This window comes from Actinomycetota bacterium (assembly GCA_013152275.1).
GTDB lineage: Bacteria > Actinomycetota > Acidimicrobiia > Spongiisociales > UBA4744 > BMS3Bbin01.
Map to the genome: position 1 here is coordinate 56,993 of JAADGS010000030.1, position 14,178 is coordinate 71,170.

A 14,178-nucleotide genomic window follows, 5' to 3' on the forward strand; every position below is an offset into this window, starting at 1 on the left:
TGAGGGAGGGATCGATGACGAACGTTCACTTCGGCAGACCGCCACGACATCGCCAAGCGATGTCACGTGTTCCCGTACCGGATGGTGCCCGACGCCCGGCCCACCATCGCCGCCACACACCTCTTCACCTCACGCACGCCCCTTGACGGTCTCGGATCGACTCATCCGACCGACCGACCCGCGAGCCTGCCGGCTCACAGACCCCACAAGAGGCCCATATGCAATTGCGACGCGCTTTCACCATGCTCATCACCATCGGACTGCTCTTCGCCCTGGCGGCACCCGCCTCGGCACAGGACACGACCGGCACGAACACCATCACGCTCTCGACGCCGTACACGGCCGTCGCCGTCGAACCCGGTCACACCGTCACCTTCAATCTCAACCTGTCGGCACCGCAAGGTGAACACATCACCTTCGACGTCACCGGGGCCCCCGATGGTTGGACCACCACGCTCAAGGGCGGCGGTTTCGTGGTCGACGGCGTCGCCTACGACATCAACCATCCGCCGGCTCTGCGACTCAGCGTCACCGTGCCGAACGAGGCGACGGACGGTCTCTACAAGCTGAGCGTGTCGGCGACCGGAGCGAGCGGCAGAGCACAACTCGACCTCGCCTTGCGGGTGGCCGCACAGGTCGGCGGTGGTGTCACGATGACGTCCGATTATCCTGCTCTACGAGGCCCGTCCGGTGTGAAGTTCAGCTACCGCCTGCGCCTGAACAACGATACGACCCAAGAGATCCAGTTCGGCCTCGATACCACCGCGCCCGATGGATGGCAGGTCCAGGCCCGCCCGTCCGGCCAGAGCCTTGCTTCGACGATCACGATCAAGCCCGGTGAGTCCTCGACGATCCTCGTCGAGGCCACCCCACCCAGCGATGCCTCCGCCGGTTCATACGAGATCGATGTAACCGCCAGCGGAAGCAGCTACACGGCCACCGCGCAGCTCACCGCTCAGATCACCGGGAGCTACGCCATCCTCCTGGCGACCCAAGACCAGCGACTCAACGCCGACGTCGTCGCCGGGAAGGGGACGGATCTGCAGCTCGAAGTCTTCAACACGGGCTCGGCGCCTCTCGAGAACATCCAGCTGCACGCGACCGCTCCGTCAGGGTGGAAGACGGCTTTCGCTCCGGCAACGGTTGCCGAGATCGCTCCCGGAGACTCGGTGCCGGTGACCCTCACCATCACACCATCGCACGACGCCGTGGCCGGCGACTACCGGCTCTCGCTTTCATCACAGACGAAACAGGCCAAGGACTCGATCGAGCTGCGGGCGACGGTCAAGACATCGGCCGCCTGGGGTCTCGTCGGCGTCGGGCTGATCGTCCTCGTCCTCGCCGGACTCGGCATCGTGTTCCGCCGCTTCGGAAGGAGATGAGTCCATGCCGAGCGCCATCCTCACGACCGGCCTCACAAAGACCTACGGCGACCACACCGTCGTCGATAAGCTGAATCTCGACATCGAGGAAGGCACGATCTTCGGCCTGCTCGGCCCAAACGGCGCCGGCAAGACGACAACGATCCTCATGATCCTGGGACTCAGCGAGCCGAGCGCCGGTTCGGTGCGCGTCGCCGGACTCGACCCGATCCGGCAACCCCTCGAAGTCAAGCGGCTCGTCGGCTATATGCCGGACAGCATCGGCTTCTACGAATCGCTCACCGGCCGTCAGAACCTTCGATACACGGCAAGACTGAACCGCATCCCGGACGACGAGTCGACGAAGCGCATCGCCGAACTGCTGGATCAGGTGGGGATGACCGACGCGGCCGATGAGCCGGCGGGCACCTACTCGCGCGGCATGCTCCAGCGGCTGGGCATCGCGGACACGCTCGTCAAGGATCCCCGCATCGCGATCCTCGACGAACCCACGATCGCCATCGACCCGGAAGGCGTCGCGGAGATGCAGTCGCTCATCCGAAGCCTCGCCGAAGACCAGGGGGTGACCGTCCTCGTCTCCAGTCATCTGCTCTACCAGATGCAGTCGATCTGCGATCGCGTGGGGATCTTTGTCGACGGCAAGATGGCGGCCGAGGGAACCACCAGCGAACTCGCCGCCTCTCTCGGATCCACGGCGACCCTATACGAGATCGGCGTCGCCGCCGACGCGGCCCGCGTGCAACAGGTGCTGTCGAACCTCGAGGCGGTGAAGTCGGTCTCCCCGATGGCGCGCACACACAACTGGCGCGTTGCCGTGGAACCCGGGCAAGCCCCGATGATCGCGAGTGGTCTCGTCTCCGCAGGCCTGCCCCTCACGCATTTCCGGCCGATGGGCGAAGACCTCGATGAGATCTACCACAGCTACTTCTCCCAGGAGGAGACCACATGAACACCGCAACACGCACCATCCCCCGAGCGGGGTGGCGAACCGTTGCCCGGAAGGAATTCACCGACCATCTCCTGTCCGCACGGTTCACCGTGCTGCTGGTGATCCTGGCGATCGCCGCAATCGGATCCGTCTACGCCTCGGCGTCCGCAATCCGTGGAGTCGCCGAGAAGGCGGCAGGCACGCCTGCCCTCTTCTTGCGGCTCTTCACGATCAACGCGAATCCGATCCCCTTCTCGTTCATCACCTTCATCGCGTTCCTGGCACCGCTGCTCGGCATCGCCTTCGGGTTCGACGCCATCAACGGCGAGCGCAGCCAGGGCACGCTGCCGCGTCTCGTGGCGCAGCCGATCCATCGCGATGACGTGATCAACGGAAAGTTCGCGGCAGGACTCGCCATCATCGGACTCATGCTGACCTCTCTCACGGTCATCGTGGCAGGGCTCGGCATCGTAACCCTTGGCATCGTCCCTTCCGCGGGCGAGGTGACCCGAGTGATCGTCTGGCTGATCGTCGCCATCATCTACGTGGGATTCTGGCTGGCACTCGCGACACTCGCATCGGTGACACTTCGACGAGCTTCCACCTCGTCGCTCGTCTCGATCGCGGTCTGGCTCGTGCTGGCGCTGTTTGCCACACTTCTGTTCCGGCTCGTCGCCGGCATTCTGGCGCCGGCTCCCGCCGATGCCACACCGGACCAGGTGCTGCGCAACGCACAAGTGGAGCTCGCCGTGTCCCGGATCTCTCCGGTGACGCTCTACGACGAGGCCACCACCGCGTTGCTCGACCCCCAGGTGCGCAGCGTCGGGATCATCACCTATCAGCAGCTCGACCGTGCCGTCGTCTCGCAGCTGACGCTCGACCAGAGCCTGCTGCTCGTCTGGCCACAGCTCGTCGGCCTCCTCGCTTTGACGGTTGTGTGCTTCGCGTTCGCCTACGTGGGGTTCATGCGCCAGGAAATCAGAGCCTGAGCCTGCCGAACATTGAACCCAGGGCTCAGGGGGGTCGTCACGACCCCCCTGAGCCCTGGGTTCGCAGTTACGGGGTGAGGGCCTGGTACAAATAGGGGAACGACACGTCTTGGCGGTAGTCGACGCCCGTGTGGTCGTCGTCGAACTCCTCGTAGCGATGCTCGATCCCCGCCTCCTTCAGCGCCTTCACGAACGTGCGCGCCCCGTACACGAGGGAGTATTGGTCCTTGGAACCGCAATCGATGTAGAGGCCACGAAGCGAACGAAGGTTTTCCCGACATTCGGGGGACTTGACCATCTCGACCGGATCGTGACGCATCCAGTTGGCCCAGCGCTCCGCGTCCAGCTCGCCTGTGTAGAGGTCGACCGGCAGGCGAATCCCCTTCGGACCGGCCGGGTCCGGGTCGTAGCTTGCCGCCATGGCGAGCGCCATGAGCATGTGCATGTCGTCGTGGGTGAGCTTCTGTTTCGCCTCATAGTGTGCAAGCAGTTTGGCGATGTCACGGTCGTGTTCCGCCAGCGTGTCCAGCAGCTTCGGGAAATCTCCCGAGTAGCACATGGCGAAGCCCATGTCGCCGGAGTGACACGCCACCGCGCCCCACGCGTCGGCATGCCGCAGACCGTGCACGATCGCCCCGTACCCGCCACTCGACTTGCCGAACACGGCCCGGTGCTCTCGACCCTTGCGCACCCGGAATCGGCGCTCGATCTCAGGGAGCATCTCGTCGATGAGGTAATCCTCCCAGTTGCCCATCGCCGCAGAGTTGATGTACTGGTTGCCGCCGAGCGACGTGAAACAGTCGGGGAACACGGCCACCACGGGCCCCATCTCGCCCTCGGCGACGAGGCGGTCGAGACGCTGCGGCACGTTTTCACCGAACGGCCGCCAGTTGAAATGGGCGAGACCGCTGCCGGTGAACCCGACGAGGTCGACGAACACGGGATACTCCTCGTCGGATGACGCATATCCTTGCGGCAGGTAGACGGCAACCCGGCGTTGCACCGGATCACCGAGGAGGTTGCCGCGCAGCGCGTGCGAGTCGATCGAGAACTCGACCCTCGTGCCCCTGCTCGGAGAGAAGCTGTGTCCAGGCATGGCCTCAACCTACTCGACGCAGGTCATGGCCCGACCTGCAGAGATTCCCGCTGCTCGGCCACCCGTGTGATGCGTTGGGCCATCCTTCGAAAGATCGGTGCGTGGAACGGCAACATCGCCCACCAGTACAGTCTCCCCACGACACCTCTTGGAACGAACCGGGCGATCTGCGTCAGTCTGCAGCCGTCTTCGGTCGGTTCGACCGTCCACTCCAGCCAGGCGGTGCCGGGTACCTTCATCTCGGCCCGCAACAAGAGGTGACGCTGCTCCGGGTCGATGATGACAACCCTGAAGAAATCGAGTGCCTCGCCGGGTCGCAACTCCTCGGGATGTCGCCTTCCTCTTCGAAGCCCCACACCCCCGATCAGCCGGTCGAAGAGGCCCCGGAGCCTCCATGCCCAGTTCATCGTGTAGTAGCCGACGTGACCTCCGATCCTGGTCACCGCCCAGAACACATCGTCGGCCGGCACGGACGCGGTCGCCGTACGCCGGTCCAGCTCCATCGCAGCCCCCGACCACGCCGGGTCACCGGGCAGCGGTTGTGCCGGCTTTGTCAGTGCATCGGACCAGCGGGTCTCGACCTCGAACTGCAAGATCCTCGCCATCGCCCTCCACACCGCCTCGCGGTAGGTGAGCAGATCTGCAGGGTGGTAGCCGGGCGGCGACTCTCCGGTGACCACGACATCGTTCAGCAGGCTTTCGATGAGGGGGCGGGCAGTGGCGACCGGCAGCGGCGTCACGAGTCCGACCAGCAGCGGCGACAGGCGCGAACTGAACAGCGGAAGCGGAATGACCCTTCGCTTCGGGAGCCCCGCGACCTCGGCGTAGGTCTGCATCATCTCCTCATACGTGAGCACGTCCGGGCCGCCGATCTCGTAGATACGGCTGCCGGACCCGACGAAGTCCAGGGCATCCATCAGGATCTCGAGGACGTTGCGCACCGCGATCGGCTGGCAGCGCGTACAGATCCACCTCGGGCGCATCATTACCGGGAGCACCTCGGTCAGATGTCGGATCATCTCGAACGACATCGATCCCGAACCGATGATGACCGCCGCCCGGAATTCGGTGACGGGTGTCTGTCCGGAAGCCAAGATTCGCCCCACCTCGTGGCGGCTTCTGAGATGCGCCGACAACTCCTCATCGTCGGACCCGAGGCCGCCGAGATAGATGATGCGTTCGAGTCCGGCCTCGTCGGCGGCATCGCGAAAGTTCTCCGCGGCGATACGATCCAGTTCGGCGAAGCCCCCCGACGTCTCCAACCCGTGGATCAGGTAGTACGCCGCATTGCACCCAGTGAGTGCGGCGCGCAGCGTCTCAGGCTTCAAGGCGTCGGCGGCAACGACCTCCACATGATCCCTCCAGGGATCGAGTGTGAGCCGTGCAGGATCACGTGTCATACACCGGACCAGGAACCCGCGTTCGAGCAGGCGCGGCACGAGACGTCCACCGATATAGCCGGTCGCGCCCGTGACGAGGACTTTCACTCCACGGAGCCTAGGAGACCGCCGGGCAATGTATGGCACGCATCCCGACAGCCCGGCTCAAACGGTCGCCTTCTCGCGCTCGGCACGGATCATCGGCGACTCGTCGAGAAACCCCGTCAGGGCGATGACGATGGTGGTCAGTGCGATGAACACCAGCATCGAGCCTGCCATGGAGCCGGTCACGTCCGACTTGAACGCATCCATCCCGAGGATGAACAAGATGCCGGAAACCTGCCCGGCCATCACGATGATTCCTTGCGACGTCGACTCTGGTGCCGGGTAGCCGATCTCGGCGCTGTACTGGAACCCAAGCGGGTAGGCACTCATCATGAAGAACCCGAACACGAAACTCGAAACGAGCAGCAGCGGATAGCTGGCGGCAAACGCCAAACCCACGAGACCGGGGGCCATGCCGGCGACCGCCATGACGAGGAACGGCTTGCGCCTTCGCGACCGATCCGACAACACCGACAGGATCCCCGCACCGAGAATCCCTCCGATCACCATCACCGCGCCGATCACGCCGGCCTGCTCGGGACCGAACCCCCGGGGGCTCACGATCTGTTCGATCCATGTGCTGATCGCGTTGAACATCCCCAAGCCGACAAAGAACAACAACAGCAGGATCAGCATGTCCTTCTGTTTGAGGATGTGTCGAAGACCCTCGAACACCTTGAAACGCTCCATCTGGTCGGCCTCACTCGGCGCGGTGACCGGCCGCTCGCGAATCAGGACGAGAGCGGCGACCGCACCGATCATCGATGCGACTCCGTACGCCATCAGCATCCCCGACATCGCGAAACTCGAAACGAGATACGGTGTCGCCGCCATCGCGACGATGATCCCGATGAACTGGGCGAGGGATGGGAGCGCAGCAGCCGTCGCGCGTTCGGTGATCGGGAACCAGCGGGCACCAACCTTGGTGATGGCATTCATCACGAACGGCTGGCCGACCGCAAGTCCGATCTGGGAAACGAGCACGAGCGTGTAGTCGGACGCCCAGATCCCGCGGGTCAACCCGAACACGCCGGTCAGGACGGCGCCGATCCCGACGCCGACCCGGATTCCGTAGGTGTCGATGATGTAGGACGCGGGGATCGACATGATGATGAACACGATCATGAAGACCATGGACAGCAGGCCGATCTCCAGCTCGGAGACCCGGTAATAGGCCGCCGCATCACCGGTCACCGCCGCGAACGTGATCCAGTTCATCTGCACCAGCGCGTTGATGAGCGAGAACACCCCGAGCACGACCCACCGATACCCATACAATCTGACGCTCGTCGCCTCGGCCACCGCCTCACCTCCACGCTCACGACACCGTGCCAACCGGATCGCCACGGCGTCTCCGGGTTGCTGTTCTCTCGCTTCCGACTTCACAGACCGGCACATCCGTTACCATCGCGAACCTCATGCCGGACTCCCCTTTCCGCAATGTTGCGTTGATCGCGCACGTCGACCATGGCAAAACCACCCTGGTCGACGCGATGCTGTCCGCAACCGGAGTGTTCTCGTCACACCAGGAACACGTCGATCGCATCTTGGATTCCAGCGATCAGGAGCGAGAGCGTGGCATCACGATTCTCGCCAAGGCCGCGTCCGTCGAATGGAAGGGAACGCGAATCAACCTCGTCGACACTCCTGGGCACGCCGACTTCGGTGGCGAAGTGGAGCGGGCGCTCGCGCTCGTCGATGGGGTATTGCTGTTGATCGACGCTGCAGAGGGACCGATGCCGCAGACCCGCTACGTGCTCTCCAAGGCGCTCGCACGACACCTGCCGGCAGTCGTGGTGATCAACAAGGTGGACCGAGCCGATGCCAGGCTCGAAGAAGTCGTTAACGAAGTCTACGAGCTGTTCTTCGACCTCGATGCGTCCGACGACCACATCGAGTTTCCGATCATCTCGTCCATCGCCCGCCAGGGCCGTTCCATGGTCGGCATCGGGATGCCCGACGCCGACGCCGATCTCTCCCCACTTCTCGACGCCGTCGTCGAAACGATCCCGGCGGCCACAGGCGACCCGTCGGCCACACTCCAGGCACTCGTCACGAACCTCGATGCCTCCGATTACCTTGGACGGCTCGCCATCGGAAGGGTCGTCCAGGGAACGCTGAAGAGTGGAGAACGGGTCGCTCTCTGCCGGGCCGACGGCGCACCTCTGCGACGGCGGCTCACGCAACTCATGGGATTCGAGGGTCTCGGACGCATCGATGTCGACGAGCGAGTCGCAGGAGACCTCTTCGTCGTTGCGGGGTTCCCCGAGGTCGAGATCGGAGACACGCTCGCGGATGTTACGGACCCGCTCCCGCTCCCGCGGCTGAAGGTGGACGAGCCCGTTCTGAGAATGACCTTCGGTGTCAACACGTCCCCGCTTGCGGGGACCGACGGCCGCTTCCTCACGTCCCGACAGATCCGCGATCGGCTCGAGCGCGAGGTTCTCGGCAACGTGTCCATCCGGATCGGACAGACGGCCTCTCCCGAAGTCATCGAAGTGGCCGGGCGTGGCGAGCTTCAGCTGGCCGTGCTCATCGAGACGATGCGCAGAGAAGGTTTCGAACTTCAGGTGAGCCGTCCCGAAGCGATCACCCGTGAGATCGACGGCGTGACACACGAGCCCATCGAGCAGGCGATCATCGACGTTCCGGACGAGCACGTCGGGACCGTCACCCAGGCGGTCGCCCCCCGCAAGGGCACGATCATCGGTCTGGAGCCGGGAGAAACAGGCCGTACGATCATCACCGTCTCGGCTCCGTCGCGTGGGCTCATCGGGTTGCGCTCGCTGCTCATGACCGCCACCCGCGGCACCGCCCTCGTCCATCAGCAGCACGCCGGCTGGGCGCCGTGGGCCGGAGAGCTCCCTCACCGTCAGGGGGGTGCGATGATCTCGGATCGGGCCGGCAACTCGACCGGCTACGCCCTGGACAACCTCCAGAAGCGCGGTCACCTGTTCATCGGTTCGGGTGAGCAGGTCTACGAGGGGATGGTCATCGGGGAAAGCTCCAGGCCGATGGACCTACCCTGCAACCCCACCAAGCCCAAGCAGCTGACCAACATCCGCACGCATGCATCGGACGAGGCGATCAAACTGAAGCCTCCCCGAAGGCTCACCCTCGAACTGGCCATCGAGTGGATCGCCGACGATGAGCTGGTCGAAGTCACACCGAACGCGATCCGGGTCCGGAAACGGCTCCTGGGCGCCGGCGACCGCAAGCGCGCAAAGCTCTTGTGACGTTTCGGCGGGTCTATCCGGGCCAACCGTCACGAGAACGAGAAAAAGACCTTCACGAGACCCGGCTCGCAGGCCGCGAACCGCCGGTACATCTCCGGTCCTTGTTCGATCGGCACCCCAGGATGGGTGACGATGACCTCGGTTGGAATCGTCACCCTCCCCGCCGCCACGACCGGGAGAAGCCGCTCGAGTACCGACCTGACGGGAGCGCGACCGCCACGGATCGTTGCGTTGCGGTCGTAGACGTCCACAGGGGTGAACGCGAACGCGTCGGCCGTCTGAACGGCAATGATCGACAGCGTCCCGCCGGGTCTCAGAAGGCGAAACGCCAGTCCTTGCGCCGGGAGCGCACCGGCAGCTTCGATCACCGAAACGAACCCGCCCTCGGTCATCAGGTCGGCGACACTCTCGGCTTCTCGCGGATGCGCGGTGCGAGCCCCAAGCCGTTCGGCGCGCTTCCTCCGATCGTCGACGGGGTCGACCGCCAGGACGGGATCCGCACCCATCGTCTTCGCCGCGGCGACGGCGCTGAGGCCGACCGAACCCAGCCCGACAACGGCCGCCGCCCTGCCGGGGCGCACTGCGGCACGACGTGCCGCATGCCAGCCGGTCGGGAAGTTGTCGCTCAGTAGCAGCGCCGCCTCGTCCGAGATCCCTTCGGGGACCGCAACGAGGGTGCTCTCGGCGAGAGGCACACGAAGGAACTCGGCCTGGCCTCCCTGCAGTGCAGGTTTCGACAGATCTGTCGCATCACCGTATCCGAACAGCTCTCCACGAGCACAGCGTGCGCTCAACCCACTCCGGCAAGGATTGCACTCGCCGCAACTCGTCGTGAACGGCACCATGACCCGCTGACCGACCGACAGGCCCGAGACGGCACTGCCGGTCGCCGTGACTTCGCCAACGACCTCATGACCGGGGATCACGCCGAAGCGAACGACTTCTCGTCCCAGGTAGGGGTGCAGGTCCGAGCCACACAGCCCTGCCCGGTGGACGGCGACGATCGCGTCCGTATCCGCCTCCAGTCGCGGATCGGGCAGGTCATCCCGAAACGTGATCGTTTCCACGCCGTCGAGCGTCAGACCTCGCATAGGCAACACGGTAGCGACCCAAACCGCCGAACCCAGGGCTCGTAGGGGTCGCCACGACGCATACGAGCCCTGGGTTCAAATGAACGTGGTCCCGATCTCAGGCGGGGTGGCTCTCCAGCAGCGTGGCGGCCCGAAGGAACTCGGTTTCGATCCGTTCGATCGTGTGCCGTGCCCATCGCACCGACAGCAGTGACGGAATGGCCTGCAACACCACCTGGAATGAACCACTCGGTCCCCGCCACGGTTCTCGACCGGACCGAGCGACGCAACCTCGGTAGTGCAGCTCCGTGAACCCCAGCATGAGCACCGCCGCCGTGCGCACCGCGACCGCCTGCTCGAAGCCGCCGAGCAGCCTCCGGTAGGCGGGAACGAGGCTCAGCGCACGGGCAACCAGCTCGTCGCGTACACGCTGGATCGTCTCTCGGATCTTGGTCGCGTCGCCCACATTGCCCAGATACGGTTTGAGCGCCGGGTGATACCCGATCCCCCTTGCGAGATCCTTCTCGACGTCCCTGGTGATATTGGCCAGTTGGATCATCTCCCCCACCGCAAACGCATCCCGCTCCACGGCCGCCGTCGGGACCTTGCCGCCGATCAGACCCAAGGCGAACAGGACCGGATTGCCGATCACGTTCCGGCAGTAGTGGGTCACCTGTTCGCCGTTGTTCAGGACACCGCCCTGACAGGCAAAGCGGTCCGTCGACCACACCATCCCGTCCGCCATCGACCGGACGAGATCGGCGATCGACCGCTGCACGTCCGTGGAGAGACTCCGGTAGACGACATCGACGAGGCCACATCGATCGACGAGGAGGAGATGGAGCCGATCCCGATCGTCGCGAGCCAGCGTGTCCGGAATCGGAACCGGCCGGGTGAGCCGGCCCCCCTCGAACCTGCGGGCGAAGTCGTCGAGGCGCTTTCCACGCTGCTCCGTGTCGGGGTACAGATCTTCGTATGTGTCGAGGATGCGACTGTACAGATAGGCCACGGCCGACGCCCTGGCCTTCTCGGCAGGAAGGATGACGATACTCGCCGCAAAGCTTCTCGCCGCGTGGGGCAGAACGCGCCAGACGAACCGCTCCGGATCGTCCTCCGCGGCCAGTGACCCGAGGTCGGGGTGGTCGCGGTTGGTGATCAACCCTCGAGCTAACAGCAGCAACCGAGAAAAACGGTGTCCCATGGCCCCATCAAGGTAGCAGCGCGATGCGGCTCACCGGAAAGGGCCGAACGGCCCTGGTCGCGCCGGGTGGACGCGCGTAACACTGGGGACGGTCATGCGATCGGCACATCCCACAACCCGGCAGGTCTGGCGAGACGTCGAACGTCACCTATTCGGAGTCCTCGCGTGGGTGACCCCGGCCGGGGAGGCCCGCAGCGCGGGCATCGTCTACACCGTCGCAGATCACCGCATCTACATCGTCACGGGACCCCGAACGTGGAAGGCACGCCACATAGCCGACAACCCGCACGTGTCGATCACCATCACGATACCCAAACGGGTGCCACTGATGCCCTGGGTCAAGATTCCCGCCGCCGCCATCACGTTCCATGGCGACGCGGTGATCCACCCCATCGGCGAAGCCCCGCCTCCGATCCTGCACGCCCTGCTGCGCGGTCTCGAAAAGAAGGTCGCAGATCTGGATATGTGCCTGATCGAGATCACCCCGGTTGGGCACTTCGTCACCTACGGGATCGGCGTGCCGATGCTCGTCATGCGGCACCCGGAACGTGCGTCGGCACGGGTCCCCGTCTCCCCGGAATAGCCGACCGCACCGGCTGTTTCGCGTAGGCTGCAAAACGAACACCGGAGGTATGTGTTGGATCGCATAGGCCGCCTCCTCGTCGAACGGTCGGGGCGAGTACTGGTCGTCACCGGCGTCATCACCCTGGTTGCGATCGCGATGCTCTTTCGCTTGCGCGTCAACGCCGACGTCACCCAGTTCCTCACCTCGGGCAACGAGCGGGGTGAAGCCTGGGTCGCGCTCCAGGACAAATACGACACCGCCGATCCGATCAACGTGCTCGTCTCGGTGCCGGAAGGAAAGACGATCTCCGACAAGGATGTCCTGATCGAACTGGTCCAGCTGCGTGACCGCCTCACGGCACTCGATGATGTCGCGCATGTCGGGTCCATCATCCCCGCCGTCAACCCGCTCACCGGGGCAGCCATCACCCCGGAGATGATCAATGCAGTCCCGGAAGCCATGATCGCCAGGTTCCTTTCTCAGAACCCGGTTGCCGATCTGCTCGTCAGCGACGACGGCAGACACACCCTCATGGTTGTGGTTCCTTCAGGTGACCCGGTGCGGGTGGCGCGTGAGCTCACCGGCATCAAACCGCCGGAGGGCCTGAAAGTGAACTACTCGGGCAACCCGGTGATCTTTGCGACGGTGCTCGACATGATCGGCTGGTTCCTGCTGTTCATCCCGCCTGCGGTCATCATCCTGCTGCTGCTCACGTTCTTCGCAAACATCGGTGACCGCAAGCTCACGATTCTGTCCATCATCCCGGCCCTGCTCGGCGCACTCTGGACCTTCGGTCTGATCTTCGGGCTCGGCCTTGAGGTCGACATCGTCTCGGTCCTCGTGCCCATCTATGTGATCGTCATGGGCTCCGCCGACGGCCTGCATTTCGTCACCCACTATCAAGAAGCCTCGGAGCGTACCGAGGACCCGGTAGCTCGCGTCACCTCCACACTCCGACAGGTCGGGGTCCCGATGATCCTCACGACGATCAGCACCGCCGCCGGGTTCCTTTCCCTACTCGTCACCGGGGTCAGACCCATTCAGCAGCTCGGCCTGTTCACCGCCATCGGGATCGGGCTCGCCGGCGTCGTCTCGTTCTTTTTCCTCCCCGCGCTGCTCAGCCGCTTGGACATCGAGCCGAAGCACCATACGGCGATCCTTGGACCGCGCGTCACCGCCGCCATCAAGGCGCTCGCGCGACCACGCTGGATCGCCGCCGTCCTGTCCGTGGGCCTGATCGCCTTCTCCGCGGTCTTCATCCCTCGCCTCCAGGTCGACTCCGATCAGCTCTTCTTCATCAAGGAGAACCATCCCCTCCGCCAGAGCTTCAACGAGACGGCGGAGATCTTCGGCGGTGCCACACCGTTGATCGGCGAGTTCGTCTACGACCCGAACGGCGGTCCGGAGCAGCTGACACATCTCGAGACGCTGGAGCGGGACTTCGAACGGCTGCCGGGAGTGCGCACCGTCTTCTCGGCGGCCGATCTGGCCGGAAAGATCCCGCCTGCCGAGATGGATGCCGTCCTCGCGGGAACGGCGGCGTTGCCGCTCGGCCGGATGGCATCACAGGACGGGTTGCGCTTCATCGTGTTCCCGGGACCGTTCGAGACCAAGGATCTGCGTGCCTGGCTCGACTTCGCGGACACCCACGCCGAGATCCGCGTCCTGACCGGCATGCCCGTTCTCTGGGACGAGATCGCCAGGCTCGTGATTCGCGCCCAGATCGGGTCGCTCATCGCCGCCTACGTCCTCGTCGCCTTGATGCTGCTCATCGCGTATCGCAAGGTGCGCCAAACCCTGGTGGCCCTCGCCCCGCTGGTCCTGACGACCGGCACCCTGCTGGGGTTCATCGCCGCATCCGGCATCCAGTTGAATCTCGTCACGGCGATCGCCTCGTCGATCGTCATCGGCGTCGGCATCGACTACTCGATCCACTTCGTTGCCGCGATCGACTACGCGCGTCCGGCCGGAGACGGCTACATCCTGCGGGCCATCGACAGCGCCGGCCGCCCGATCGTCGCCAACGCGCTCGGCATCGCCCTGGCGCTGAGTGCGCTGTGGCTGTCGCCGCTGAAGATCCATCCGGAGATCTCGATGATCATGTGGGTCTCGATGACGACCGCCGCCGTGACCGCGCTCGTGGTCATCCCGGCGCTCCTGCCCGCGGCGGGGATGCGCGAGCCGGCGCCGAACTCGAACCCTTGACCCGTTTTCGTGACGGTTCGTT

At 64.8% G+C, this 14,178-nt stretch carries 11 protein-coding genes; 6 read left to right on the top strand and 5 right to left on the bottom strand.

The window, feature by feature from the left end; genetic code table 11:
* Positions 1-218: 218 nt before the first annotated feature.
* From GXP34_05480 to GXP34_05490, 3 genes are read left to right on the top strand one after another with little or no spacing between them, the layout of a single operon-like run.
* Positions 219-1,382, top strand: a complete 1,164-nt coding sequence (locus GXP34_05480) for a hypothetical protein (protein ID NOY55423.1) — start codon at positions 219-221, stop codon at positions 1,380-1,382.
* A 4-nt stretch (positions 1,383-1,386) separates the two neighbouring features.
* Entirely contained in the window at positions 1,387-2,331 is a 945-nt protein-coding gene (locus GXP34_05485; protein NOY55424.1) for an ABC transporter ATP-binding protein, read from the top strand.
* Positions 2,328-3,299 (top strand): ABC transporter permease, encoded by a 972-nt coding sequence (locus GXP34_05490; protein ID NOY55425.1) that lies wholly within the window; start codon positions 2,328-2,330, stop codon positions 3,297-3,299. Before GXP34_05485 ends, GXP34_05490 begins: the two co-directional genes overlap by 4 nt.
* Positions 3,300-3,366: 67 nt before the next feature.
* Here GXP34_05490 and GXP34_05495 read toward each other — a convergent pair whose 3' ends face one another.
* Genes GXP34_05495 through GXP34_05505 form a run of 3 tightly spaced genes read right to left on the bottom strand, consistent with a single transcriptional unit; the run spans position 3,367 to position 7,277 of the window.
* Positions 3,367-4,395 (bottom strand): enterochelin esterase, encoded by a 1,029-nt coding sequence (locus GXP34_05495; GenBank protein ID NOY55426.1) that lies wholly within the window; start codon positions 4,393-4,395, stop codon positions 3,367-3,369.
* 23 nt (positions 4,396-4,418) lie between these two features.
* The gene (locus tag GXP34_05500; GenBank protein NOY55427.1) at positions 4,419-5,882 is read right to left on the bottom strand and encodes an SDR family oxidoreductase; all 1,464 of its coding nucleotides are present in this window, start codon (positions 5,880-5,882) and stop codon (positions 4,419-4,421) included.
* A 57-nt stretch (positions 5,883-5,939) separates the two neighbouring features.
* A complete protein-coding gene (locus GXP34_05505; GenBank protein NOY55428.1) occupies positions 5,940-7,277 on the bottom strand; it encodes a major facilitator superfamily domain-containing protein 7 in 1,338 nt (445 codons plus the stop codon).
* 20 nt (positions 7,278-7,297) lie between these two features.
* On the opposite strand from GXP34_05505, the gene typA reads away from it, so the two are divergent.
* Positions 7,298-9,115 carry a translational GTPase TypA gene (gene typA / locus GXP34_05510; protein NOY55429.1) on the top strand — a complete coding sequence of 606 codons (1,818 nt, stop codon included), beginning with the start codon at positions 7,298-7,300 and terminating at the stop codon, positions 9,113-9,115.
* A gap of 29 nt (positions 9,116-9,144) precedes the next feature.
* Here typA and GXP34_05515 read toward each other — a convergent pair whose 3' ends face one another.
* Together GXP34_05515 and GXP34_05520 are read right to left on the bottom strand one after the other, a co-directional pair.
* Positions 9,145-10,206: an alcohol dehydrogenase catalytic domain-containing protein gene (locus GXP34_05515; GenBank protein NOY55430.1), complete on the bottom strand. Its 1,062-nt coding sequence runs from the start codon at positions 10,204-10,206 to the stop codon at positions 9,145-9,147.
* Positions 10,207-10,303: 97 nt separating this feature from the next.
* The gene (locus GXP34_05520) at positions 10,304-11,386 is read right to left on the bottom strand and encodes a squalene/phytoene synthase family protein (protein NOY55431.1); all 1,083 of its coding nucleotides are present in this window, start codon (positions 11,384-11,386) and stop codon (positions 10,304-10,306) included.
* 94 nt (positions 11,387-11,480) lie between these two features.
* On the opposite strand from GXP34_05520, the gene GXP34_05525 reads away from it, so the two are divergent.
* Together GXP34_05525 and GXP34_05530 are read left to right on the top strand one after the other, a co-directional pair.
* On the top strand, positions 11,481-11,969 hold the full coding sequence (locus tag GXP34_05525; GenBank protein NOY55432.1) for a pyridoxamine 5'-phosphate oxidase family protein: 489 nt from the start codon (positions 11,481-11,483) through the stop codon (positions 11,967-11,969).
* 54 nt (positions 11,970-12,023) lie between these two features.
* Positions 12,024-14,156: an RND family transporter gene (locus GXP34_05530; GenBank protein NOY55433.1), complete on the top strand. Its 2,133-nt coding sequence runs from the start codon at positions 12,024-12,026 to the stop codon at positions 14,154-14,156.
* The last annotated feature ends 22 nt before the right edge of the window (positions 14,157-14,178 follow it).

What these genes read in the sequence shown, in the direction of transcription:
- GXP34_05480 (NOY55423.1), top strand. Translation starts at nt 219, where the DNA reads ATGCAATTGCGACGCGCTTTCACCATGCTCATCACCATCGGACTGCTC.
- GXP34_05525 (NOY55432.1), top strand. Translation starts at nt 11,481, where the DNA reads ATGCGATCGGCACATCCCACAACCCGGCAGGTCTGGCGAGACGTCGAA.
- GXP34_05490 (NOY55425.1), top strand. Translation starts at nt 2,328, where the DNA reads ATGAACACCGCAACACGCACCATCCCCCGAGCGGGGTGGCGAACCGTT.
- GXP34_05520 (NOY55431.1), bottom strand. Translation starts at nt 11,386, where the DNA reads ATGGGACACCGTTTTTCTCGGTTGCTGCTGTTAGCTCGAGGGTTGATC.
- GXP34_05505 (NOY55428.1), bottom strand. Translation starts at nt 7,277, where the DNA reads ATGTGCCGGTCTGTGAAGTCGGAAGCGAGAGAACAGCAACCCGGAGAC.
- typA (NOY55429.1), top strand. Translation starts at nt 7,298, where the DNA reads ATGCCGGACTCCCCTTTCCGCAATGTTGCGTTGATCGCGCACGTCGAC.
- GXP34_05495 (NOY55426.1), bottom strand. Translation starts at nt 4,395, where the DNA reads ATGCCTGGACACAGCTTCTCTCCGAGCAGGGGCACGAGGGTCGAGTTC.
- GXP34_05515 (NOY55430.1), bottom strand. Translation starts at nt 10,206, where the DNA reads ATGCGAGGTCTGACGCTCGACGGCGTGGAAACGATCACGTTTCGGGAT.
- GXP34_05485 (NOY55424.1), top strand. Translation starts at nt 1,387, where the DNA reads ATGCCGAGCGCCATCCTCACGACCGGCCTCACAAAGACCTACGGCGAC.